This window comes from Georgenia ruanii, assembly GCF_009193175.1.
Classification (GTDB): domain Bacteria; phylum Actinomycetota; class Actinomycetes; order Actinomycetales; family Actinomycetaceae; genus Georgenia; species Georgenia ruanii.
Genome location: NZ_VUKE01000005.1, coordinates 40,448 through 62,519 on the forward strand (window position 1 = coordinate 40,448; position 22,072 = coordinate 62,519).

The following is a 22,072-nucleotide window of genomic DNA, read 5'->3' on the forward strand; positions in this document are numbered from 1 at the left end:
TGCGGCCTGCCCGCGCAGGCACGTACGGTGTCAGGGCCCAGTCCCGTCCGGAAGGAGTCCCGTGCGCCGTCGCGCCTTGCTCGTGCCCGTCGCCGCGCTCGTCGCCGCGCTCGTCCTGGCCGGCTGCACCTCCGCCGACGGCGGGACCACCGAGACGACGTCCCCGCCGCCCGCCGCGAGCGAGCTGGTCGCCCCCGGGGAGACCGCCGTCCTGGGCACCGACGACCCGGCGGAGCTCGCCCGGCAGAGCGCCCTGACCTTCTTCGCCGCCGCGCCGGTGGTCGTCCTCACGACGGGGGAGGCGCTGCTGCCCGCCGCCTCGGCCGCAGTCGTGCTCGGCGTTCCGGTGCTCCTCGACGGCGATGACGCGACCGTGGGCGCCGAGCTCGAGCGCCTGCACCCGGAGGCGGTGCTCACGGTCGGGACGGCGGACGTGCCCGACGGCGCCGACGTCACCGCCGTGCCTGCACCGGCCGACCCGGCGGCGCTGGGCGAGCTGCTCGGCGCGACCCTGGCGACCGGCGACCCGGTGGCGGCGGGCGGCGAGGTGGCCGCGGTGGCCGGCCTCGACCCCGACGCCCCGGCGTACCTGAGGCCCGCGGAGGAGGGCACGCCCGCATCGGCGGACGAGCCGGCCACGTCCGGTGCGGCGGCCCCCTCAGGTCAGGCGGCGCCGTCAGGTCAGGCGGCGCCGTCGCTGCCGCAGACCTCCCGCCCGAAGCCGGCGGCCGAGGGCGTCGTCGTCATGAGCACCGGCGACCCGGCGCAGGCCGCCGCCGTGGCGAACGCCCGCAGCGCGGGCGCGCGGGTGCTGGTGGTCCCTGGCGGCGACCCCCGGGCGACGAGCGAGACGGTCAGGACGACCGCCGCCAACGCCCCGGACGTCGTCGTCGGCCTCGGCACCGCCTTCGGCGACGCGGGCACCCTCGCCTGGCGCGCCGCCACCGCCGCGACCGGCGTCGAGCTGCCCGGCGGCGGCCAGCTCGCTCTGCCCGGCAAGACCTACGTGGCCCTCTACGGGCACCCGGGCAGCGGCGCGCTGGGGGTGCTGGGGGAGCAGGACGCGCCGGCCACCGTCGAACGCGCCCAGGCGCACGCCGAGCCCTACCGTCCGCTGACCGGCACCACGGTCGTGCCCGCGCTGGAGATCATCGCCACGGTCGCCTCGGGCGGCCCGGGCGACGACGGGAACTACTCCGCCGAGGCGAGCGTGGAGCAGCTGCGCCCGCTCGTGGAGCTGGCGCACGAGCACGGGCAGTACGTGGTGCTCGACCTGCAGCCCGGGCGCACCGACTTCGTCACCCAGGCCAAGCGGTACGAGGAGCTGCTGACGATGCCCAACGTCGGGCTCGCGCTCGACCCCGAGTGGCGGCTGCGCCCGGACCAGGTGCACCTGCGGCAGATCGGCCAGGTCGACGTCGCCGAGGTGAACCAGGTGGTCACCTGGCTCGCCGACCTCACCCGCGAGCACCGTCTGCCGCAGAAGCTCCTCGTGCTCCACCAGTTCCAGGTCCGGATGATCCCGGGCGTCGACGGCGTCGACCAGTCGCGTTCGGAGCTGGCCATCCTCATCCACGCCGACGGGCAGGGCTCCCAGCCGGCGAAGGCGGGCACCTGGGGCACCCTGCACGCCAACGCGCCGAGCATCCGCTCGTGGGGGTGGAAGAACTTCTACGACGAGGACAGCCCGATGCTCACCCCGGAGCAGACCATGCAGGTCCAGCCGACGCCGAACTTCATCAGCTACCAGTAGACCCGCCCGGGGCCCGGCGCCGGGGGACAGGCACCGGGGGCCCGGGGGCCGGCACCGGGGCCGGGCGCCGCCACGGCACCCGGCCCGCGCCGCCGCTGACCTCAGCCGCGCATCGCCGCCGCGGTGTGCGCGGGGTCGACCTCCTCGCCCGGGCGCACCGGGCCGGGCGCGGTGCCGGCGCCGAAGGGCCGGCCCCCCAGCGCCTCGCGCCCGTGCGGGGTCAGCCACCCGGACAGGTCCGGGCCCGCCGGGACGATCCCGGTGGGGTTGATGTCCGTGTGGACGATGTAGTAGTGCTCCTTGATCTGCTGGAAGTCCACGGTGTCGCCGAACCCGGGGGTCTGGAACAGGTCCCGGGCGTAGGCCCACAGCGCCGGCATCTCGGTGAGCTTGTTGCGGTTGCACTTGAAGTGCCCGTGGTAGACGGCGTCGAAGCGCACCAGCGTGGTGAACAGCCGCACGTCCGCCTCGGTGATGGTGTCGCCCACCAGGTAGCGCCGGTCGGTGAGGCGCTCCTCGAGCCAGTCCAGCGCCGTCCAGAGCCGGGCGTAGGCGGCGTCGTAGGCCTCCTGGGAGCCGGCGAACCCGCAGCGGTAGACGCCGTTGTTGACCTCGGTGAAGACCCGCCGGTTGACGGCGTCGATCTCCTCGCGCAGCGCCTCGGGGTAGAGGTCCGGCGCGCCGTCGCGGTGGTACGCCGTCCATTCGGTGGAGAAGTCGAGGGTGATCTGGGCGAAGTCGTTCGTCACGACGGCGCCGGTGGGGATGTCGACGACGGCGGGGACCGTGATCCCGCGCGGGTAGTCGGGAAAGCGCCTGAAGTAGGCCTCCTGCAGCCAGTGGATGCCCAGGACCGGGTCCTTGCCGCCCGCGTCGAGGTCGAAGGTCCACGACCGGGCGTCGTGCGTCGGCCCGGGCAGCCCGACCGAGATGGCCTCCTCGAGCCCCAGCAGGCGCCGGACGATGAGGGTGCGGTTGGCCCACGGGCAGGCTCGGGCGGCGACGAGGCGGTACCGGCCCGGCTCGACCGCGTAGCCGTCGCGGCCGTCGGCCGTGATGCGGGTGGTGATGTAGCGGGTGTCGCGGGAGTACTCCTGGCCCGGCGTCGTGTAGCGCCCGCCCTCGTGGTGCTCGGGGCGCTCGGCCTCGGTGGTGGTCTCGGTGCTCATGGTCTCCTCCCGAGTGGTCAAAGTTTCAATAAGCCTAGGCGGTGCGGGTCAGAAGCGCTCCACCACCTGCCCGTGCGCGTAGACCTCCCGTCCCGCGATGAACACCCGCTCGGCCCGGGCGTAGAGGTCGAGCGGGTCGCCCGACCAGACGACGACGTCGCCGTCCAGGCCCGGCGCCAGGGCGCCGACGCGGTCGTCCAGGCCGAGCATCCGCGCCGGGTTGACCGTCAGCGCCGCGAGGGCCACGTCGCGGTCCAGCCCCGCCTTCACCGCGATCGAGGCCTGGTGGACCAGGAACTGGATCGGGACGACGGGATGGTCGGTGGTGATGGCGACCTGCACGCCCGCGGCGGCGAGGTCCACGATCTTCTCCAGGCCCCGGTCGCGCAGCTCCACCTTGGACCGGTTGGAGATCATCGGGCCGAAGATCACCGGGATGTGCTTCTCGGCCAGCAGGGCGGCGAGCTTGGCCCCGTCCGTGCCGTGGTTGACCACGAGCCGGTAGCCGAACTCCTCGGCCAGGCGGATCGCGGTGGCGATGTCGTCGTGGCGGTGGGTGTGCTGGTCCCACACGAGCTCGCCGGCGAGCACCTGGGCGAGCACCTCGTGGGTGAGGTCGCGCTCGAACGGCTGGCTCCCGCGGGCCGCGTGCTCGCGCGCGTCGGCGTAGTTGCGGGCCTTGACGAACGCCTCGCGGATGACGCGGGCCACGCCCAGGCGGGTCGAGGGCAGCTCCTTGCGGTCGTGGTAGACGCGCTTGGGGTTCTCGCCCAGCGCCGACTTCACCGAGACGGCGGCCTTGATGACCTGCTCGTCGACGGTGCGCCCGCCCCAGGTCTTGATGGCGACGCTCTGCCCGCCGATCGGGTTGCCCGACCCCGGCTTCACGACGGCGCTGGTGACCCCTCCCTCGAGGGCGTCGCGAAAGCCGAGGTCCTCGATGTTGATGGCATCGAGGGCCCGCACGGCCGCCATCACGGGGCCACTCGTCTCGTTGGAGTCGTCGCCGGCCCAGCCCTCGCCCTCCTCGGCGACGCCGAGGTGGGCGTGCGCCTCGACGAAGCCGGGCAGCACCCACCGGCCGGCCGCGTCGACCACCGGCACCCCGGGCGGGACGGCGACGTCGCGGCCCACCTCCCGGACGACGCCGTCGACCACCACCACCGTGCCACCGTCGATCGGCGGGCCCACGATCGGCAGCACGCGCCCGCCCACCACGGCGATGCTGGCGCCGCGCGGGCCTGCCGGAGCCTCGAGGTTCGTCATGACGTCATCATGGCCGACCTCACCTCGTCCGCATGTGCTGACCAACCTGGACCGCGGCCGACCCCCGTCGCGGCGAGGTGGCCGGTCAGGGCCTCACGCGGGCCTCAGTCCGGGACGGGCCAGGTGTGCACCGGCTCGTTGGCGTGCATGTGGCGCATGTACTCGCGCAGCATCTCGCGCAGCGCGGCCGGCCGGTCCATCCCGCGGGCCTCGAACGCCTCCGTCGCCGCGACCTGCCACGTCGCGCCGTTGACCCGCAGCTTGGCGCGGGCCTCGATGATCCCGAGGTACTTGTCGATCACGTCGGAGGCCACCCCCAGCCGCTCGAGCCCGCGGTGGGCCAGCGGGAGGAGCACCCGCAGGAACAGCTCGTCCCAGTCCACCTGCCCCGCGCCGGGCCAGTACAGCCGCGCCGCGGCGCCCTCGCGCGCGGCCTCGTGGAAGTTCTGCCGGGCGGCCTCGAAGCTCATCCGGGACCACACGGGCCGCTCGTCCACGACCATCTCCACGACGGCGCCGTAGAAGAAGGCCGCGTTGGCGACGACGTCGACCACGGTCGGGCCCGAGGGCAGCACCCGGTTCTCGACCCGCAGGTGCGGCCGGCCGTCCGACACGTCGTAGATCGGCCGGTTCCAGCGCCAGATGGTGCCGTTGTGCAGCCGCAGCTCGGACAGCTGCGGCGTGCCGCCGGCGTCGAGGACGGCGAGCGGGTCCTCGTCGCTGACCTCCGGCAGCAGCGCCGGGTAGTAGCGCACGTTCTCCTCGAACAGGTCGAAGATGGAGTTGATCCACCGGTCCCCGAACGGCACCAGCGGGCGCACCCCCTGGTTGCGCAGCTCGGGCGGCCGGGTGTCGGTCGCCTGGAGGAACAGCTCGGTGCGGGTCTCCGCCATGAGGCGGTGACCGAACAGGTACGGCGAGTTCGCCCCGACGGCGAGCTGGGGCCCGGCGAGGACCTGGGCGGCGTTCCAGTACCGCGGGAAGCTGGCCGGGCGCACCTGCAGGTGCAGCTGCACGGAGGTGCACGCGGCCTCGACGGCGACGGTGTCGTTGGTCATCTGCAGCCGCTCCGGCCCGGGGATGTCCAGCGCGATGTCCTCGCGCCGGGCGGCCATGACCGCCTGGTCGAGCATGCGGTAGCGGGCGTTCTCGGAGAACCACGAGAAGCCGTGTTCCGGGCGCGGCAGCGTCGGCAGGATGCCGATCATGCAGATGTCCGAGCCGACGTCGCCGGCCCGGTCGCGGGCGTGGTTGAGGTTCTTGCGCAGCGCGCTCTCGAGCTGGGGCAGGGACTGGCCGTCGATGCGGCGCGGCTCGATGTTCACCTCGATGTTGAACCGCCCGAGCTCGGTCTGGAAGCGCATGTCGTCGATGTGCGCGAGCACGTCGGCGTTGTTCATCGCCGGGTCGAGGTTCCCGTCGACGAGGTTGAGCTCGATCTCCAGGCCGGTGCGCCACTCGTCCTCCACGAACGAGCCCGCCTCGAGCATCCGCGCGAGGGCGTCGAGGCAGCGCTGCACGGCCTCCCGGTGCCGGGTGTGGTCCCGCCGCGAGTAGACCTTCGCCTGGACGTCCTGCCCCATGCTCACCTCCCGTACGCCGGGTCTCAGGCCGAGGCCCGGTCGTTCTCAGCATGCGGGGACCGCGGCGCCGTCGCACGTCGGCGCGGGTGGCGCCCCGAGCGCGTGGCGCGACCGGCCGCCGGACCCGCGCAACCGGCCCCCGAACGCACGCGACCGACCGCTGGCGTCTCGGCCCGGCGGGCGTACCGACCTCTCACACGGGCGCCCGGGATGATGGAATGGACGGGATGCACAGCACGACGAGCCCCCGACGGCGCTGGGAGTGGTGGCACCGCCAGACCCCCTCCACCCGGCGCACCATCCGCGCGGCGCTGACTCTGCTGGTCACCGGTCTGCTCGCGGCCACCTTCGGCATCACCACCGCCTCCACCCACGCCTCGCTGGGCCCTCACCAGGCCGACCTCAAGGTGACGCTCGACCGCCAGGTCACCGTCCAGCTCGGCCCCCTGGGCGCCCTCATCATCGACTCGCCGCTGCCGTGGCCGTTGGGCGTCGACGTCGTCGTGGAGGAGATCCCGTCGGCCCTCAGCCCCGCCGGCGGCAACCCGCTCACCGGCCTGCTGGGGGACGCCAAGGCCTACGGGCAGCTCTTCAGCGAGCCGGAGGCGGCCCTGGACGACGCCGTCGCGGGGTTGGTCCGCGACGCGCTGGGCCGCGCCGCCGTGGCGTGGTCCGTCATGCTCGTCCTGCTCGCCGCTGGGCGGCTGGCCTCGGGGGGCCGGCTGCGGGACGAGCTGAAGGCCGCGCTCGCCCGCCCGGGCGTCGCCGTGCTGGCCGGGGCCGCCGCACTGAGCGCCGTGGCCGTCGTCGTGGTGCCCGCCGCCACGCCGCACCGCGCGGCCGGGTACAGCCCGGCCGTCCTCGACGGCACCCCGCTGGAGGGCGCACGGATCACCGGCCGGCTGGCCGACGTCGTCGCCGCCTACGGCCCGACGGTCAAGAAGGCCTACGAACGCAACGAGAAGTTCTACGACGAGGCGTCCCGCAACCTCGCGGCCGCCTACGCCGCCGACCCCGAGCCGCACGCCCCGGCGGCACTGGTGCAGTCCCCCGGCGCTGGGGCATCCGGCACCGCGGAGCCCGCCCCGGCCAGGACGGCGTCCCCCGGCACCGGGGCGACCCCCGGCCAGGGCACGACCGGAACCGGCTCGGGCCCCGGCGCCTCCGACCCACCCGCCGACCCCGTCACCTTCCTGCTCGTCTCCGATCTGCACTGCAACGTCGGCATGGCGCGCGTCATCGGCACCGCGATGGAGCAGACCGGCGCGCAGGTGCTCCTCGACGGCGGCGACACGGTGATGAGCGGCACCTCGGTGGAGTCCTACTGCGTCAACGCCTTCGCCCGGGCCGTGCCGCGCGGCACGCCGGTGGTCGTGTCGACCGGCAACCACGACTCGGCCACGACGGCCAAGCAGGAGCGCGAGGCCGGACGCACGGTGCTCGCCGGGGAGGTCATCGAGGTGGAGGGCGTCCGGATCCTCGGCGACACCGACCCCACGCTCACCGCGGTGGGCGCCGGCGGCACCCGGCCCGAGCGCGACGAGACGATCTCCGCGATGGGCCAGCGGCTCGCGGACACCGCCTGCGCGGCGGCGCGGGAGGGCCGTCCGGTCGACATCCTGCTCGTGCACAACCCGCGCGCCGGCAACGCCACCCTCAACCGCGGGTGCGCGCGCCTGCAGCTGTCCGGCCACTGGCACCGCACGGTGGGCCCGGAGGTCCACGGTCAGGGGGTGCGCTACGTCAGCAACTCCACCGGCGGTGCCGCCCCGGGCAGCGCCACGCTCGGACCGCTGTCCGTGCCGGCCGATCTCACCGTGGTCCAGGCGGACCGCGCCACCGGTGTGCCCTACGCCATGCGGCGCATCACCGTCGGCAAGGACGCCCGGGTGACGGTCGGTCCCTGGCTTGCGCTGCCGCCGGCGCCGGCCGGGGCGCCCGCCGACGCCGGCGGCGGCACTCCCACGCGCTAAGCGCCGCGATGTCGCCGCTCCCGCGCATACTGGGGCCGGAACAGGGAGGTCATGTGAGCATCAGGCGCACCCCGTCGCGGCCGAGCGGCCGGTCCGAGCTCGAGCGGCTCAGCGACGACGAGCTCGACCGCGAGCTCGCCGTCCTCGATCGGTCCCGGCCGAGCGAGCACCAGCGCGAGGGCGGCGCGCCGCGCGAGCTCGGCTGGCTGCTCACCGTCGGCGGCCTGCTGGGGCTGTGGGCCGCCGTCGAGCTGGTGCTGTCCGAGATCACCGTGGCCGGCAACCCCCACGCCTCCCTCGCCTGCGACTTCAACCCGCTCGTCGGGTGCGGCACGTTCATCACCACCTGGCAGGCGCACGTGCTCGGCCCGCCCAACGCCGTGGTGGGCACGGCGGCCTTCGGTGCCCTGACCGCCGTGGGGCTGGTGCTGCTCGCCCGGGGTCGGGTGGCGCGCTGGTTCTGGCGGGTGCTGCTCGCCGGGGTGAGCCTGGGGATGGTGTGGGTGCTCTGGTTCCAGTTCCAGGCGCTGTTCGTCATCCGTGGGCTGTGCCCGTTCTGCCTGGTTGTGTGGACGGTGGTGATCCCGGTGTTCGTCCACACGTGGGCGCGCGCGGTCCAGGCCGGGCACGTGCCCGCGGGGGAGCGGCTGCGGCGCGCGCTGGTCCTCGACCGCTGGGTGATCGTCGCCGTCTGGTACGCGCTCGTGGTCCTGGCGGTCGTGGTGGTGTTCTGGGACCGCTGGCTCCTGCTCTTCTGACCTCGGCAGGATCCGCGTGGGCGGGGCGCGATCGGCTCGCGCTGTGGGGGCCAGGGACGGTCAGCCGAGTGCCGTGCGGCGGCCGGGCACGGTCAGCCCAGCGCCGGCGCGCCGAGTGCGGCGGGCACGTGGGCGCCCTGGCCGGCGGCCCGCAGCGCCTCGCGCACCCGCTCGGCCGCGGCGTCGAGCTCCTCGGCGGGCACGTCGTGGCGGGCGTTGTCGAACCGCAGCGAGGACTCGTCCCACGCCGGCAGCACGTGCAGGTGGAGGTGGTCGATCTCGAACCCGGCCACCAGCACGGCGGCGCGCGGCGCGCCGAAGGTGGCCTGCTGGGCCCGCCCGACCGTCTTCGCCACCACCGCGAGGTGGCCGAGCAGGTCGTCGGGGGCGTCGGTGTACTGGTCGATCTCCTCGCGCGGCACCACGAGCATGTGCCCGTCGGTGATGGGCGCGACGGTGGAGAAGACGACGCAGCGCTCGTCCGCCCACACGAACCGGCCCGGGATCTCCCCGGCGATGATCTTGCTGAAGACCGTGCTCATGGGGTCATCCTGGCATGCGGCCAAGGCGGGCCGCGGCGCGGGCGCCACCGCCGACCGTGGCCGCCGCGGGCGCCTCGACCGTGGCCACCCCGGGCGCTGCTCGGGCCGCGGCCGCCCCGGGCGCTGCTCCGGCTGCGCCGCCCGGACGCTACTCCGGCCGCGGGGCCGCGATCTGGGCGGCCAGGTGCCCGCCCCCGTAGCCGTTGTCGATGTTGACCACGCCCACCCCCGGCGCGCAGGAGTTGAGCATGGTGAGCAGCGCGGCCATGCCCTGGAAGCTCGCGCCGTAGCCCACCGAGGTCGGCACGGCCACGACCGGCGCGGCGACCAGCCCGGCCACGACCCCCGGCAGCGCGCCGTCCATGCCGGCGACGACGACGATGGCGGCGGCCCGGCGCAGGGTGTCCACGCGGGCGAGGATGCGGTGCAGGCCGGCGATGCCGACGTCGACGACGAGCTCGGTGCGCCGGCCCAGGTACCGGGCGGTCAGCTCGGCCTCGCGGGCCACCGGCAGGTCCGAGGTGCCGGCGCAGGCGACGACGACGAGACCGCCGATGGGCTCGGGCGGCGCGGGCGGCCAGGCGAGGAGGCGGGCCTCGGGCTCGTGGCGGGCGTCGGGCAGGACGTCGAGGATGGCCGCGGCCCGCTCCTCGTCGGCCCGGGTGAACAGCGTCCGGGCGCCGGCGGGGGCGCCGTCGGCGTGCCGCTCGCGCAGCGCGGTGGCGATGGCGCGCAGCTGCGCGGGGGACTTCCCCTCGCAGAAGACGGCCTCGGCGTACCCCCGGCGGCGCGCCCGGTCGTGGTCCAGCTCGGCGATGCCCGCGGCGGGATCGAGGACCGGTCCGGCCGTCGGGTGGGCGGCCGGACCGGCCGCGGCCGGGGCCTCCAGGGGCAGGCGGGGGTCAGCCACGGTGGCCCACCTCCACCAGCGGGAGGGTGAACGCGCCGGACTGGATGCCCTTGAGGTCCACGACGACGAACCGGAAGCCGACCGCCCGGACCCCGCGCACGAGCTCCTCGCGCACGCCGTCCGCGGTGGCCCGGGCCAGCTCCGCCGTCGGCAGCTCGATGCGCGCGATGTCGCCGTGGTGGCGCACCCGCCCGTCGGAGAAACCGAGCGCGCGCAGCACCTCCTCGGCCCGCTCGACCTGGCGGAGCTTCTCGGGGGTGACCTGCTCGCCGTGCGGGATGCGCGAGGCGAGGCACGGGGCGGCGGGCTTGTCCGCGACCGGGAGCTCGAGGGCCCGGGCCACCTCGCGCACCTGCTGCTTGGTCAGCCCGGCCACGGACAGCGGGCGCAGCACGCGGTGGTTGGTGGCGGCCTGGGCGCCGGGACGGTCGGGCCGGCGGGCGTCGTCGGCGTTCTCGCCGTAGGCGACGGCGGCGAGGCCGTGGGCCGCGACGACCTCGTCGGAGATGCGGCGGAAGAGCTCGTCCTTGCAGAAGAAGCAGCGGTCGGCGCCGTTCTTGACGTAGTCGGGGTTCTCGCCCTCGTGGGTCTCGATCTCCACGACGCGCGCGCCGATGAACGCGGCGGTCTCGTGGGCGCGGGCCCGCTCGCTGCGGGCGAGGGAGGGGGAGACGCCGAGGAGGGCGACGACGTCGCCGGCGCCGAGGCTGCGCACGGCCAGGGCGAGCAGGAGGGCGGAGTCGACGCCGCCGGAGTAGGCGACGCCCAGCGGCGCCGCGCCCGCGAGCTCCGCGCCGACCGCGTCGGCGAGGGCGAGCGTCTCCGCGGTCAGGTTCTCGAAGCGTGCCGGCACGGCGTCCTCCTCCATGTTGCTGCTCAATCACTGTACGGTCCGGTCGCGCGGCAGTGCCCCGCCGGGGGCGTGCGCAGCCCGGCGCGGCCGGCCGGGCCTGACGCGCCGAAGGGCGCTGCCGGTGCAGCGCCCTTCGGGTGGGAACGGTCAGGCGACGCCGTCGGGGTGGAGCTCGGCGTGCCGCTTGGCGCGGTTCTCCTGGATGCTCGCCATGATCTCCTGGAACTTCGCCTCGGTGAGCGGGTACCGGGACATGATGAGGAAGGCGACGAGGAAGAAGGCCGCGGGCAGCAGGGCGCCCCAGGTCTGGATGCCGTCGAGCACCGACTGCGGCTGGACCTCCAGCGTGGCGTTGTAGCCGACGAACCCGAGGACGTAGGCGCCGATGGCGGCGCCGACCGCCTGGCCGACCTTGCGGATGAAGGAGAAGGCGGCGTAGGTGGCGCCCTCGGTGCGGATGCCGGTCTGGTACTCGCCGTACTCGACGGTGTCGGCCTCCAGCGCCCACGTCATGGTGTTGAGCAGGCCCATGCCGAAGCCGATGAGGAACAGGCCGACGAGGCTGAGCAGCAGGTTGTTCGCCAGGGCGAAGACGATGCCACCGGCGATGCCGATCCCGGCCGCGGTCATGAAGCCGTGCTTCTTGCCGAGCTTGCGGGTGACGCCGGGCCCGATCGGTCCGACGTAGAGCACCGCGCCGGTGGTGATGATGGTGACGACCGCGGCCAGCCAGTTGCCCGCGCCCGCGTACTGCGCCAGGGCGTGGTTGGCGATGTAGATGCCGAGCGCCGAGACGATGTTCTGGCCGATGAGGTAGAAGAGCGAGGAGCCGCACAGCCGCAGCAGCGGGCCGTTGTGGCGCAGGGTGTGCAGGGTCTCCTTGAAGCTGACCCGCTCGACCTCGCGGTAGACCGTCTCCTTCGAGGTGACGAAGGTGGTCATGAACATGACCATGCCGACCACCAGGAAGATGACGGCGGTGACGAGGAAGGTCGAGGCGAGGTTGTCCGCGCCCTTGATCCGCGGGGCGAGGATGACCGAGAGCAGCAGGATGGTGCTGCCGGAGCCGACCATGCGGGCCGCCGACAGGCGGGAGCGGTCGACCGGATTCTGGCTCATCGCGCCGGCGAGGGAGCCGTAGGGGATGTTGACCAGGGAGTAGAGCAGGCCGAGCAGGGCGTAGGACGCCACCGCCCAGACCAGCTTGAGCGAGTAGCTCTCCACCGGGATCCAGAAGGCCAGGAGGTTCGAGGCCAGCAGCGGCAGCGAGAACCACAGGATGAAGGGCCGGAACTTGCCGAAGCGGGTCATGGTGCGGTCGACCATGCGGCCGGCGAAGAGGTCGGCGAAGGCGTCCCAGATCTTGACGAACAGGAAGATGCTCCCGGCGTGCGCGGGGCTGATGCCGACGACGTCGGTGTAGAAGACGAGCAGGAACAGGCCCGTCATCTGGAAGGCGATGTTGCAGCCGGCGTCCCCGGCGCCGTACCCGAAGATGGTCCGGGCCTTGAGGTGGGGCGCCCGGGCACTCGGTGCCGACCGCTGGACAGCCGTGGCCTGTGCGGTGCTCATGGAATCTCCTTGACGGAAAAGGGGTGCTCGTCCCTGGTGCCCCCTGCGGTTACCGGGCGGAAGGGTCGTAGCGCGTTGGAACTGTTATCCGTCCCCGGCCCCCGGGACTTCCATTGCTTGCCATGGGTTGCCCCGCGGTTGTCGGTTGTTGCCGGAGCCCGCGGCGGCCCGAACCGCGCGCTGGCGCGAGGGTCCGCGCGGCGACGTGACGAGGGCCACGTGCGCCGGCGCGCGGGCGCCCGGGCCCCGGGCGCGCCCAGGGCCCGGCAGTGGACGGCACCGGCCGGTGCCGCGCGCCGGGCCCGGCTCCGCGTGCGGAGCCGGGCCCGTCGAACCCGTGACCGGGCGCAGGGCGGCGCCGCGGAAGGTCAGTGGCGTCCGGTCCACCGCCGGCGCAGCAGGTGCGCGGCCGCCTTCGGGCGCCGGTCGCGGGTGAACACGCCCTTCTTGTTGCCGTCCACCCGGACGATGCCGCGGGAGGTCTGGAAGTCCGCGAAGTTCCACACGTGCTCGCCCTGGAGGGCGTCGACCCGGTCGAAGACCCGGTGGTACATCTCCAGCAGCTCGCTCTGGTACTCCTCGGACCACAGGGCGCCGGTGAGGTCGTGCAGGCCCGCGATGGTGTCGGCGCCGTACTCGGTCATGAGGACGGGCTTGCCGTGGGCCTCCCACAGCCGCAGCTCGGCCTCGAGGTCGGCCTCGGCGGCGGCGAGGTCGCCGGTGTTGGCGTACCAGCCGTGGTAGCGGTTGATCATGATGACGTCGGAGTACTTCGCCAGCCGGTCGACGTCGGCCTGGGAGTACATGACGTTGACGAAGCCGACGGGGCGGTGCCGGTCGAGCTCGCGGGCGAGGGCGAAGAGGGGCTTGAAGTACTCCTCGGACTCCGGGGTGTGGGACTCCGGCTCGTTCGCGATGGACCACAGCACGACCGAGGGGTGGTTCTTGTCGCGGGCGACCAGCTCGCGGATGGCCTGCGCGTGCGCGGCCTGGGCCGCGGCGCCCACCGCGTCCTCGGAGAAGACCTTGTCGATCTTCGTGCCAAGGACGGCGGCGACGGAGGCGTTCATCCCCACCGCGGCCGTCTCGTCGATGACGACGACGCCGTGGGCGTCGGCGTAGTCGAGGACCTCCTCGGCGTAGGGGTAGTGGGAGGTGCGGAAGGAGTTCGCACCGATCCACCGGAGCAGCTCGAAGTCGTGGACCATCTCCGCGTCGTCGTGGCCCTTGCCCCGGGTGAGGTGGTCCTCGTGCATGCCGAAGCCGCGGAAGTAGAAGGGGCGGCCGTTGATGAGGAACTCGGTGCCGCGCACCTCCACGGTGCGCACGCCCACCTTCTGCAGGTAGCTGTCCACCACGGCCGCGTCGGCGCCGAGCACCTCGACGACGAGGTCGTACTGGTAGCCCTCGCCCGGCTGCCACAGGTGCACCCCGGGCACCTCGAGCACGCCGTCGGCGCCGGTGCCGCGGGCCACCTCGGCGCCGTCGGCGTCCAGCAGCCGCACGCGCACCTGCGCGGCGCCGGCGTCCGGGCCGGCGACCTCGACGGCGTAGGTCACCATGCCGGTCACGTCGGCGGCCGTGGGGTCGCCGGTGGTGCCCGGGACGACCGTGACGTCGTGGACGCGGGTGCGGGGGGTGGCGTAGAGCCACACCGGCCGGTGCAGCCCGGCGTAGTTGAAGAAGTCGTGCATGTACTTCTGCCGCTTGCCGTGCGGGGTGTCCTCGACGATGCCGGGCGGGATGGTCGCCCAGGTGAGCCGGTTGTCCACCACCGCGGTGACGCGGACGGGCTCGCCGGGCGCGACGAGGTCGGTCACGTCGGCCTCGAACGGGGTGTACCCGCCCTGGTGGGACATCACCTCGGTGTCCCCGACCCACACGGTGGCGCCGTGGGTGGCGGCGTCGAAGCGCAGGACCACCCGCTGCCCGGCCCACCCGCGCGGGACCCGCGCGGTGGTCTGGTACCAGACCTCGCCGACGTGGTCGTGCAGCTCGCGCCCGGGGACGATGTCGTTGTAGCTGGCCGGGACCGGCATGTCGATGGCGTCCGGCAGCGGGCCGGCGAACCACCGCGCGTCCCGCCCGGCGCCGTCGGCGTCGGCCCGGAACCTCCAGAGGCCGGTGAGCGACCGGCGTTCGCGGGTGGCGGTGTCCTGTGGGCGGAGCATGCGGGTTCCTCTCGTCTGGGTGCTCGAGCCTGGTGCGGCGCCTCGGCGGCGCGCCGCCCCGTCCGGCACGCGGTGCGCGGACGTGGGGCGGGCGACAGGGGCAGCGGGGCCGGTGCGGCCGGGGCGCGACGGTTCAGCCGGCGCCGGTGAGGGGCTCGCCCCCGTGGAGCTCGGCGTGGCGCCTGGCCCGGTTCTCGACGATACCGTGCACGATCTCCTTGAACCGCTCCTCGGTGAGCGGGTAGCTGGCCATGATGAGCAGCGCCACGACGAACAGCACGGCCGGCACGACGGCGCCCGCCGTCTGCATCCCCGCGAGCACCTGCGGCGTCTGGGTCACGGGGTGGCCCGACGTCGAGGGCTGGAAGCCGACGAAGGCGAGGGAGTAGGAGGCGATGGCCGCGCCGACCGCCTGGCCGACCTTGCGGGTGAACGAGAAGGCCGCGTAGGTGGCGCCCTCGGTGCGCACGCCGGTCTGGTACTCGCCGTACTCGACCGTGTCGGCCTCCAGCGCCCACGTCATGGTGTTGAGCAGCGCCATGCCCAGCCCGATGAGGAACAGCCCGAGCAGGGCGATGGCGAGGCTGTTGCTCACCCAGAAGACCAGGCCGCCGAGGACGGCGATGCCCGCGGCGATCATGAACCCGCGCTTCTTCCCCACGCGCCGCGTCACGGACGGGCCGAACGGGCCGACGTAGATCACCGCGCCGGTGGTGATGATCGTCGCCACGGTCGCGATCCAGCCGGCGGTGCCGCTGACGTACTGCGAGAGCACGTCGTTGGCGAGGTAGATCGTCAGCGCCGAGACCACGTTCTGGCCGGTGAGGTAGAAGAACGAGGACAGGCACAGCCGCACCAGCGGGCCGTTCTTCCCCAGCGTGGCGAACGTCTCGCGCAGGCTGACCCGCTCCACCTCCCGGAAGACCGTCTCCCGGGACGTGAAGAAGGTGGTGAGGAACATCGCCATGCCGACGACGAGGAACACCAGGGACACGACGATGAACGTCAGGTGCAGGTTCGGGGCGGACTTGATCCGCGGGGCGAGGACGACGGCGAGGAGCAGGATCGTCGTGCCCGACCCCACCATCCGGGCGGCGGCGAGGCGGGAGCGGTCCACCGGGTTCTGGCTCATCGCGCCCGCGAGGGAGCCGTAGGGGATGTTGACGAGCGAGTACAGGACCCCGAGCAGGGCGTAGGTGGCGTACGCCCAGGCGAGCTTGTAGCCGTAGGTGGAGAAGTTCGGCATCGAGAAAGCCAGCACGTTCGACGCCAGCAGCGGGAGGGAGAACCACAGGATGAAGGGGCGGAACTTGCCCCACCGGGTCATCGTCCGGTCCACCATCCGGCCGGCGAAGATGTCCGCGAAGGCGTCCCACACCTTCACCACGAGGAACACGGTCCCGGCGTCGGCGGGGTGGATGCCCTCGACGTTGGTGTAGTAGACGAGCAGGAAGAGCCCGGTCATCTGGAAGGCGATGTTGCAGCCGGCGTCGCCGGCGCCGTAGCCGACGATCGTCTTGGGCGGCAGGTGGGGAACCGCCGCGTTCTCCAGAGTGCTGGTCATGGTCGCCATGCGGTGCTCCCGTCAGCGGGTGGCCGGGACCGGCACACCCGTGGCACCGCGGGGGCGTCGGCGACGGCCGCGAGACCGGTCGGCACCATTGACCCACCGGGCCCCGGGGAGGGCAATCGCACCCGCACCGGCGCCGCGGTGCGCGAAGATGTGGTGACCGTGCGGCCACGACCGGGCCCACCGCCGCCTGAGCGGCGCGATACCGGCGGCAGGACCACGGTCGCACCCGGCGTGTGCGATCGACGCGACACCGGGAGGAGCTCCTCCGGAGCAAGCGGTTGCCATATCTTGCCGTCAGGCACGTACCGTGGGTGCCAGGGACGAAGAGGGGCGGGCGCATGGCGCAGGACGACGACGGCGGCATGACCGGCGGCACCACGGCCGGTGGCGGCGCGACCGACCCCGCCGGCCCCCATCCGGAAGCGCGGACCGGCCCCCACCCGGAAGCGCGGACCGGCCCTCACCCGGAAGCGCGGACCGGCCCTCACCCGGTGCCGGAGACCGGCGCTCACCCGGTGGCGGAGACCGGCCCCCACCCGGTGGCCCCGGAGCGGCCGCGGCGCAGGGGGGTGCCCACGATCTACGACGTCGCGCAGGCCGCCGGCGTGGCGCCGTCCACGGTCTCGCGGACCTTCTCCCGGCCCGGCCGGGTGAACTCAGAGACCGCCGCCCGGATCCGGCAGGTCGCCGCCGAGCTCGGCTACCGCACCAATCCCATGGCGCGCGCCCTGTCGACGACGCACACGAGCCTGCTCGCCCTCGTCGTCCCGGACATCACCAACCCGGTGTTCTTCGAGATCATCAACGGCGTCCAGGACGAGGCCGCCGAGGCCGGCTACACCGTGGTGCTCGTGGACTCGCGCGAGTCGGACCGGCAGGAGCGCGAGGCCCTCGAGCGGGCGCTGCCCATCGTCGAGGGCATCGTCCTGGGCACCTCGCGCATGTCGGACGCCTCCATCCGGATGATCGCCAAGCAGCGGCCGATGGTGGCGATCAACCGGGCCGTCCGGGAGATCCCCTCGGTGGTGCCCGACAACTCCCGGGGGGTGCGCCGCGCGCTCGAGCACCTCGGCGAGCTCGGGCACGACCCGGTCACCTACCTCGCCGGCCCCGAGGCGTCGTGGGCGGACGGGATGCGCTGGCGCGGGCTGCGCGAGGCCTCCCTCGAGCTGGCGGTGCACGTGCGCCGGCTCGGCCCGCTGGCCCCCACCGTGGCCGGCGGCGTGGCCGGGGCGAAGGCGTGGCTGCAGTCGCCCACCACCGGGGTGATCGGCTACAACGACCTCGTCGCCATCGGCTTCCTCCGCTACGTCACCTCCCGGGGCGTGCGGGTGCCCGAGGACGTCTCGGTGGTCGGCTACGACAACATCTTCGCCGCGGACCTCGTCACCCCGCCGCTGACGACCGTCGCGACGCCCCGGCGGGCGCTCGGCGCCGCCGCCGTGCGCAACCTGCTCGCCCAGATCAAGGGGGCCCACCCGCGCGGGGGGCCGCCCGTCATCGTGCCGGTCAAGCTCGTGGAGCGCCAGAGCACCGGCCCGGCCCCCGTGCGGGTGCCCGGTGCCGCGGCGTCGTCGTCCGGGCTGCCGGCGCGCTGACCGCCGTCGCCCCCGACCGCGGGGCGCCGACCAAGCAACTGGCGGCAACACGTTGGCGCGTGGTGGCCCCCGCCGGAACGATGGCGGCATGACGACCTCTGACGACGACGTCCTCCACGTTCACCCGGACCGGCTGCTGCCCTCCGAGCCCGGCCTGCGCAAGATCGCGCGCGAGCTCTACGACTCGGTCAAGGACCTGCCGATCATCTCGCCGCACGGGCACGTGCCGGCCCAGTGGCTCGCCGACGACGTCCCGTTCGAGGACCCGACGTCGCTGCTCATCACGCCCGACCACTACGTCAACCGGCTGCTGCACGCCAACGGCGTCTCCCTCGCCGACCTCGGCGTCAACCAGGCGCACTTCACCGAGGAGCAGAAGCGCAACGCCTTCCGCCTGCTGTGCGCCAACTGGAAGGCCTACCGTGGCACGCCGGTGAAGTTCTGGTTCGAGTCCGAGCTCGCCGACATCTTCGGCATCACGCTCGCGCCCACCGAGGCCAACGCGGACGCCATCTACGACCAGATCGCCGCGGCCATCGCCACGCCGGCGTTCCGGCCCCGCGCGCTGTACAAGACCTTCGACATCGAGTTCATCGCCACCACCGACGACCCCACGGACGACCTGCGCTTCCACGAGAAGCTCGCCGCCGACCCCGCCTGGGACGGCACGGTGGCCCCGACGTTCCGGCCGGACAAGTACCTCGAGCCGGCCACCCCGGCGTGGAACGGCCTGGTCGACCGGCTCGGCGAGGTCGCCGGCGTCGACACCGGCACCTACGCCGGCTGGGTGGCCGCCATGGAGAACCGCCGGGCGTTCTTCAAGGTCCACGGCGCCGTCTCCTCCGACCACTCCCACCGCGACCCGGGCGCCGTCAAGCTCGACGACGCCGAGGCCGAGCGGCTCTACGCCAAGGCCCGCGCCGGTGAGATCACCCCGGCGGAGGGCGACGTGCTGCGCCGGGACTTCATGTTCCAGCAGGCCCGGATGGCCTCCGAGGACGGCCTCGTCATGACGCTGCACCCGGCCGTCTACCGCAACCACGACACGGGCAGCTTCGAGCGGTACGGCGCCGACGTCGGCGGTGACATCCCCATGCGGGCCGAGTTCACGAACAACCTCCAGCCGATGCTGTCGGCGTTCGGCACCAACCCGAACTTCCAGCTCATCCTGTTCACCATCGACGAGACGGTGTACTCCCGCGAGCTGGCCCCGCTGGCCGGCTTCTACCCGTCGGTGTACGTCGGCGCGCCGTGGTGGTTCATCGACGAGCCGGACGCGATCCGCCGCTTCCGCCGGGCCGTCACCGGCTCCGGCGCGGGCTTCGGGCGCACGTCGGGCTTCATCGACGACACCCGGGCGTTCCTCTCCATCCCGGCGCGCCACGACATGAGCCGCCGCCTCGACTCCGGATACCTCGCCGAGCTCGTCGGCGAGCACCGCCTGACCATGGACGAGGCACTCGACACCGCTCACGACCTCGTCGTCACCCAGCCCCGGAAGGCGTTCAAGCTGTGACCACCGCCCTGCCCCGCCTCTCGCGGTCCGCCCACGGCCGCCCCGCCGCCCCCGTGCGCATCGTGCACCTGGGCATCGGCAACTTCACCCGGGCCCACCAGGCCTGGTACACCGAGCACGCCCCGGACGCGGGGGAGTGGGGGATCGCGGCCTTCACCGGGCGCCGCCCCGACACCGCCGAGGCCCTCGCCCCCCAGGACGGGCTCTACACCCTCATCACCCGCCGGGCCGAGGGCGACGCCTTCGAGGTCATCAGCTCCCTGTCGGCCGTCCACGCGGCCGCCGAGACCGCGGCGTTCCTCGACTACCTGCGCGCCCCGACGACGGCGATCCTCACCACCACGGTGACCGAGGCCGGGTACATGCGCGGCGCCGACGGGCACCTGGCCGTGGACAACGCCGACGTCGCTGCCGACATCGCGGCCCTCCAGGCCGACCCGACGGCGACCACCCGCACCACGCCGGCCAAGGTGGTCGGGGGCTTCCTCGCCCGCCGCGCGGCCGGTGCCGGCGCGCTCACCGTGCTGCCGTGCGACAACCTGCCCGACAACGGCCCCTCCTTCCGCACCGTGGTGCAGGACCTCGCCGCGCGGGTGGACCCGACGCTGCAGGCCTGGATGGACGAGAACGTCGCCTGGGCCACCTCCATGGTCGACCGGATCACCCCGGCCACCACCGACGCCGAGCGCCAGGCGGTCGCCGACAGCGAGGGCTACGAGGACGCCTCACCGGTGCCCACCGAGCCGTTCAGCGAGTGGGTCGTCGCCGGGGCGTTCCCCGCCGGGCGGCCCGCCTGGGACGCCGCGGGCGTCACCCTGGTGGACGACGTCCGCCCCTTCGAGCAGCGCAAGCTGTGGCTGCTCAACGGCTCGCACTCGCTCATGGCCTACGCCGCGACCATCCTCGGCCACGAGACCGTGGCCGACGCCGTCGCCGACCCCACCGTGCGCGGCTGGGTCGAGGAGTGGTGGGACGTCGCCGGCCCGAACCTGCCGCTGAGCGCCGAGGAGGTCACGAGCTACCGCGCGGCCCTGCTCGACCGCTTCTCCAACCCGCGCGTGCGGCACCTGCTCGCCCAGATCGCCGCCGACGGCTCGCAGAAGATCCCCGTGCGGATCCTGCCCGCGCTGCGCCTGGAGCGGCAGGCCGGCCGCCTGCCCGACGGCGCCGTCCGCCCGCTCGCCGCCTGGGTGCTGCACCTGCAGGGCCACGGCGCGCCCGTGAAGGACGCCCGCCAGGACGACGTCGTGGCCGCCGCGCAGGGCGACGTCGCCGCGGCCACCACCGCCCTGCTGCGGCTGCTCGCGCCGGACATGCTGCCCGACGACGAGCTGGTCGCCGCCGTCGTCGCCAAGGCCGAGGAGCTCCGCGCCCAGGAGGGTGCCGCCGGCCGCTGACGGCGCCCGCCCGCCCGACGAGGCCCTTCCCGTGACCGGGGAGGGCCTCGTTCGTCGTGCCCGGTCACGGGCGCCGAGGCAAGGAGTGGCAACTGATTGCTGCTTGGGGACGGATTGTGACTGAATCTGCGTGTCGTGCTTCACAACGGACGCCCGCCGTCCCCCCGATCCTCAGCGCCCACCCGGGCGGGCGGGCGCGCCCCGTGAAGCGATGCCCGACCCTGAGCCGGGGCCGAATCGGCCGCAACGCCGCGAGTCGTGCCTGGTGCTCCGGGCGCCGTCCCGCGGCGGGCGACCGGCGCGGGCGACGCGGACCCCTACCGCTCATCGCTGAGCAGAACAGGAACAACTCATGAAGCGCAACAAGACCCTCTCGGTGATGGCCCTCGCCGGCGCGACGGCGCTGGTGCTGGCCGCGTGCGGCGGCGGGGCCGACGCGGAGGGCGAGGGCGGCGACGCGGCCGCGTCCGGCGGCAAGACCATGAAGCTGGCGCTCAACCAGACCGAGGAGCACCCCTCCTACATCGCGCTCGACCACTTCGGCGAGCGGCTCTCCGAGGCCACCGACGGCCGCTGGGGCATCGAGGTCTACCCCAACGAGACCCTCGGCGCCCAGCAGGAGGCCCTGCAGCTCGTCTCCTCCGGCAGCGTCGACATGGCCATCGTGTCCGGCACGCAGCTGGAGAACCTCAACGAGGACTTCCTGGTCTTCAACCTGCCGAAGGTCTTCGACAGCGTCGAGCACCAGATGAAGGTCGTCCAGGACCCCGAGATCACCGGCGACCTGTACAGCTCCCTCGAGGACAGCAACCACATCACCGTCGTCGGCGGCTTCACCCAGGGGGCGCGCAGCGTCTACACCAAGGACGCCCCCGTGAAGACGCCCGCGGACCTCAAGGGCAAGAAGATGCGCGTGCAGGAGTCCGACCTGCACATCGCCATGGCCCAGGCCATGGGCGCCGCGGCCACCCCGATGGCCTACGGCGAGCTCTACACCGGCCTGCAGTCCGGGGTCGTCGACGCCGCCGAGAACAACGAGGTCTCCTACTTCACCCAGAAGCACTACGAGGTGGCCCCCTACTTCTCTTACACCAACCACCTCGTCGGGCTCGACTACCTCGTCGTCAACAGCGACCTGCTCAACGAGATGTCGGAGGAGGACCGGGCCGCCTTCGACAAGGAGTGGACCGCCGCCTACGGGGAGCACACCCAGCTCTGGACCGAGTCCACCGAGAAGGCCATCGCCGACGCCAAGGCCGGCGGCGCCCAGTTCAGCGAGGTCGACGCCGCCGCGTTCGACCAGGTGCTCACGCCGCTGGCGGACCAGTTCATCAAGACCGACGCCCAGCGCGCCCTCTACGACGCCGCCCGCGACGCGGCGTAGCGAGCGGTTCAGGCGGGGAGGCGCACCGTGACATCCCGGTGCGCCTCCCCGCCG

General features: G+C 73.7%; 16 protein-coding genes. 7 read left to right on the plus strand and 9 right to left on the minus strand.

Annotated features, from left to right (window positions below; genetic code table 11):
• Positions 1-61: 61 nt before the first annotated feature.
• Positions 62-1,753 carry a hypothetical protein gene (locus GD880_RS06865; RefSeq protein WP_152230892.1) on the plus strand — a complete coding sequence of 564 codons (1,692 nt, stop codon included), beginning with the start codon at positions 62-64 and terminating at the stop codon, positions 1,751-1,753.
• A gap of 101 nt (positions 1,754-1,854) precedes the next feature.
• Here the strand turns inward: GD880_RS06865 and GD880_RS06870 are convergent, their stop codons facing one another.
• From GD880_RS06870 to GD880_RS06880, 3 genes are all read right to left on the minus strand, one after another.
• Entirely contained in the window at positions 1,855-2,922 is a 1,068-nt protein-coding gene (locus tag GD880_RS06870; protein ID WP_152230893.1) for a glutathione S-transferase family protein, read from the minus strand.
• Between the two features lie 48 nt (positions 2,923-2,970).
• Positions 2,971-4,188 (minus strand): amidohydrolase family protein, encoded by a 1,218-nt coding sequence (locus GD880_RS06875; protein WP_152230894.1) that lies wholly within the window; start codon positions 4,186-4,188, stop codon positions 2,971-2,973.
• 104 nt (positions 4,189-4,292) lie between these two features.
• A complete protein-coding gene (locus GD880_RS06880; RefSeq protein ID WP_152230895.1) occupies positions 4,293-5,771 on the minus strand; it encodes a glutamate--cysteine ligase family protein in 1,479 nt (492 codons plus the stop codon).
• 227 nt (positions 5,772-5,998) lie between these two features.
• Here GD880_RS06880 and GD880_RS06885 point away from each other — a divergent pair, with 227 nt between their 5' ends.
• The gene (locus GD880_RS06885) at positions 5,999-7,744 is read left to right on the plus strand and encodes a metallophosphoesterase family protein (RefSeq protein ID WP_152230896.1); all 1,746 of its coding nucleotides are present in this window, start codon (positions 5,999-6,001) and stop codon (positions 7,742-7,744) included.
• A 53-nt stretch (positions 7,745-7,797) separates the two neighbouring features.
• Positions 7,798-8,502: a vitamin K epoxide reductase family protein gene (locus GD880_RS06890; RefSeq protein ID WP_193314395.1), complete on the plus strand. Its 705-nt coding sequence runs from the start codon at positions 7,798-7,800 to the stop codon at positions 8,500-8,502.
• A 92-nt stretch (positions 8,503-8,594) separates the two neighbouring features.
• Here GD880_RS06890 and GD880_RS06895 read toward each other — a convergent pair whose 3' ends face one another.
• The 6 genes from GD880_RS06895 to GD880_RS06920 form a co-directional block, all read right to left on the minus strand.
• On the minus strand, positions 8,595-9,044 hold the full coding sequence (locus tag GD880_RS06895) for an HIT family protein (protein ID WP_152230898.1): 450 nt from the start codon (positions 9,042-9,044) through the stop codon (positions 8,595-8,597).
• Between the two features lie 148 nt (positions 9,045-9,192).
• On the minus strand, positions 9,193-9,861 hold the full coding sequence (gene larB / locus GD880_RS06900) for a nickel pincer cofactor biosynthesis protein LarB (protein WP_152231036.1): 669 nt from the start codon (positions 9,859-9,861) through the stop codon (positions 9,193-9,195).
• An 85-nt stretch (positions 9,862-9,946) separates the two neighbouring features.
• Entirely contained in the window at positions 9,947-10,822 is an 876-nt protein-coding gene (larE, locus tag GD880_RS06905; protein ID WP_152231037.1) for an ATP-dependent sacrificial sulfur transferase LarE, read from the minus strand.
• A gap of 132 nt (positions 10,823-10,954) precedes the next feature.
• Positions 10,955-12,379, minus strand: coding sequence for a glycoside-pentoside-hexuronide (GPH):cation symporter (locus GD880_RS06910; protein ID WP_152230899.1), 1,425 nt, complete (start codon positions 12,377-12,379; stop codon positions 10,955-10,957).
• Between the two features lie 368 nt (positions 12,380-12,747).
• On the minus strand, positions 12,748-14,550 hold the full coding sequence (gene uidA, locus GD880_RS06915; protein ID WP_152230900.1) for a beta-glucuronidase: 1,803 nt from the start codon (positions 14,548-14,550) through the stop codon (positions 12,748-12,750).
• 133 nt (positions 14,551-14,683) lie between these two features.
• Positions 14,684-16,123 (minus strand): glycoside-pentoside-hexuronide (GPH):cation symporter, encoded by a 1,440-nt coding sequence (locus GD880_RS06920; protein ID WP_152230901.1) that lies wholly within the window; start codon positions 16,121-16,123, stop codon positions 14,684-14,686.
• A gap of 569 nt (positions 16,124-16,692) precedes the next feature.
• Between GD880_RS06920 and GD880_RS06925 the strand changes: the two genes are divergently transcribed.
• From GD880_RS06925 to GD880_RS06940, 4 genes are all read left to right on the plus strand, one after another.
• Positions 16,693-17,721 carry a LacI family DNA-binding transcriptional regulator gene (locus tag GD880_RS06925; RefSeq protein WP_226909442.1) on the plus strand — a complete coding sequence of 343 codons (1,029 nt, stop codon included), beginning with the start codon at positions 16,693-16,695 and terminating at the stop codon, positions 17,719-17,721.
• Positions 17,722-17,809: 88 nt separating this feature from the next.
• Positions 17,810-19,237, plus strand: a complete 1,428-nt coding sequence (gene uxaC / locus GD880_RS06930; RefSeq protein ID WP_152230902.1) for a glucuronate isomerase — start codon at positions 17,810-17,812, stop codon at positions 19,235-19,237.
• Entirely contained in the window at positions 19,234-20,634 is a 1,401-nt protein-coding gene (locus GD880_RS06935) for a mannitol dehydrogenase family protein (RefSeq protein ID WP_152230903.1), read from the plus strand. The genes uxaC and GD880_RS06935 overlap by 4 nt, the downstream gene beginning before the upstream one ends.
• A 352-nt stretch (positions 20,635-20,986) precedes the next feature.
• The gene (locus GD880_RS06940; RefSeq protein WP_152230904.1) at positions 20,987-22,018 is read left to right on the plus strand and encodes a TRAP transporter substrate-binding protein; all 1,032 of its coding nucleotides are present in this window, start codon (positions 20,987-20,989) and stop codon (positions 22,016-22,018) included.
• The last annotated feature ends 54 nt before the right edge of the window (positions 22,019-22,072 follow it).

Bases quoted from the DNA above. Each gene is read 5' to 3' on its own strand.
- GD880_RS06870 (WP_152230893.1), bottom strand. From the start codon at position 2,922: ATGAGCACCGAGACCACCACCGAGGCCGAGCGCCCCGAGCACCACGAG.
- GD880_RS06875 (WP_152230894.1), bottom strand. From the start codon at position 4,188: ATGACGAACCTCGAGGCTCCGGCAGGCCCGCGCGGCGCCAGCATCGCC.
- GD880_RS06880 (WP_152230895.1), bottom strand. From the start codon at position 5,771: ATGGGGCAGGACGTCCAGGCGAAGGTCTACTCGCGGCGGGACCACACC.
- GD880_RS06885 (WP_152230896.1), top strand. From the start codon at position 5,999: ATGCACAGCACGACGAGCCCCCGACGGCGCTGGGAGTGGTGGCACCGC.
- GD880_RS06895 (WP_152230898.1), bottom strand. From the start codon at position 9,044: ATGAGCACGGTCTTCAGCAAGATCATCGCCGGGGAGATCCCGGGCCGG.
- larE (WP_152231037.1), bottom strand. From the start codon at position 10,822: ATGGAGGAGGACGCCGTGCCGGCACGCTTCGAGAACCTGACCGCGGAG.
- GD880_RS06910 (WP_152230899.1), bottom strand. From the start codon at position 12,379: ATGAGCACCGCACAGGCCACGGCTGTCCAGCGGTCGGCACCGAGTGCC.
- uidA (WP_152230900.1), bottom strand. From the start codon at position 14,550: ATGCTCCGCCCACAGGACACCGCCACCCGCGAACGCCGGTCGCTCACC.
- GD880_RS06920 (WP_152230901.1), bottom strand. From the start codon at position 16,123: ATGGCGACCATGACCAGCACTCTGGAGAACGCGGCGGTTCCCCACCTG.
- uxaC (WP_152230902.1), top strand. From the start codon at position 17,810: ATGACGACCTCTGACGACGACGTCCTCCACGTTCACCCGGACCGGCTG.
- GD880_RS06940 (WP_152230904.1), top strand. From the start codon at position 20,987: ATGAAGCGCAACAAGACCCTCTCGGTGATGGCCCTCGCCGGCGCGACG.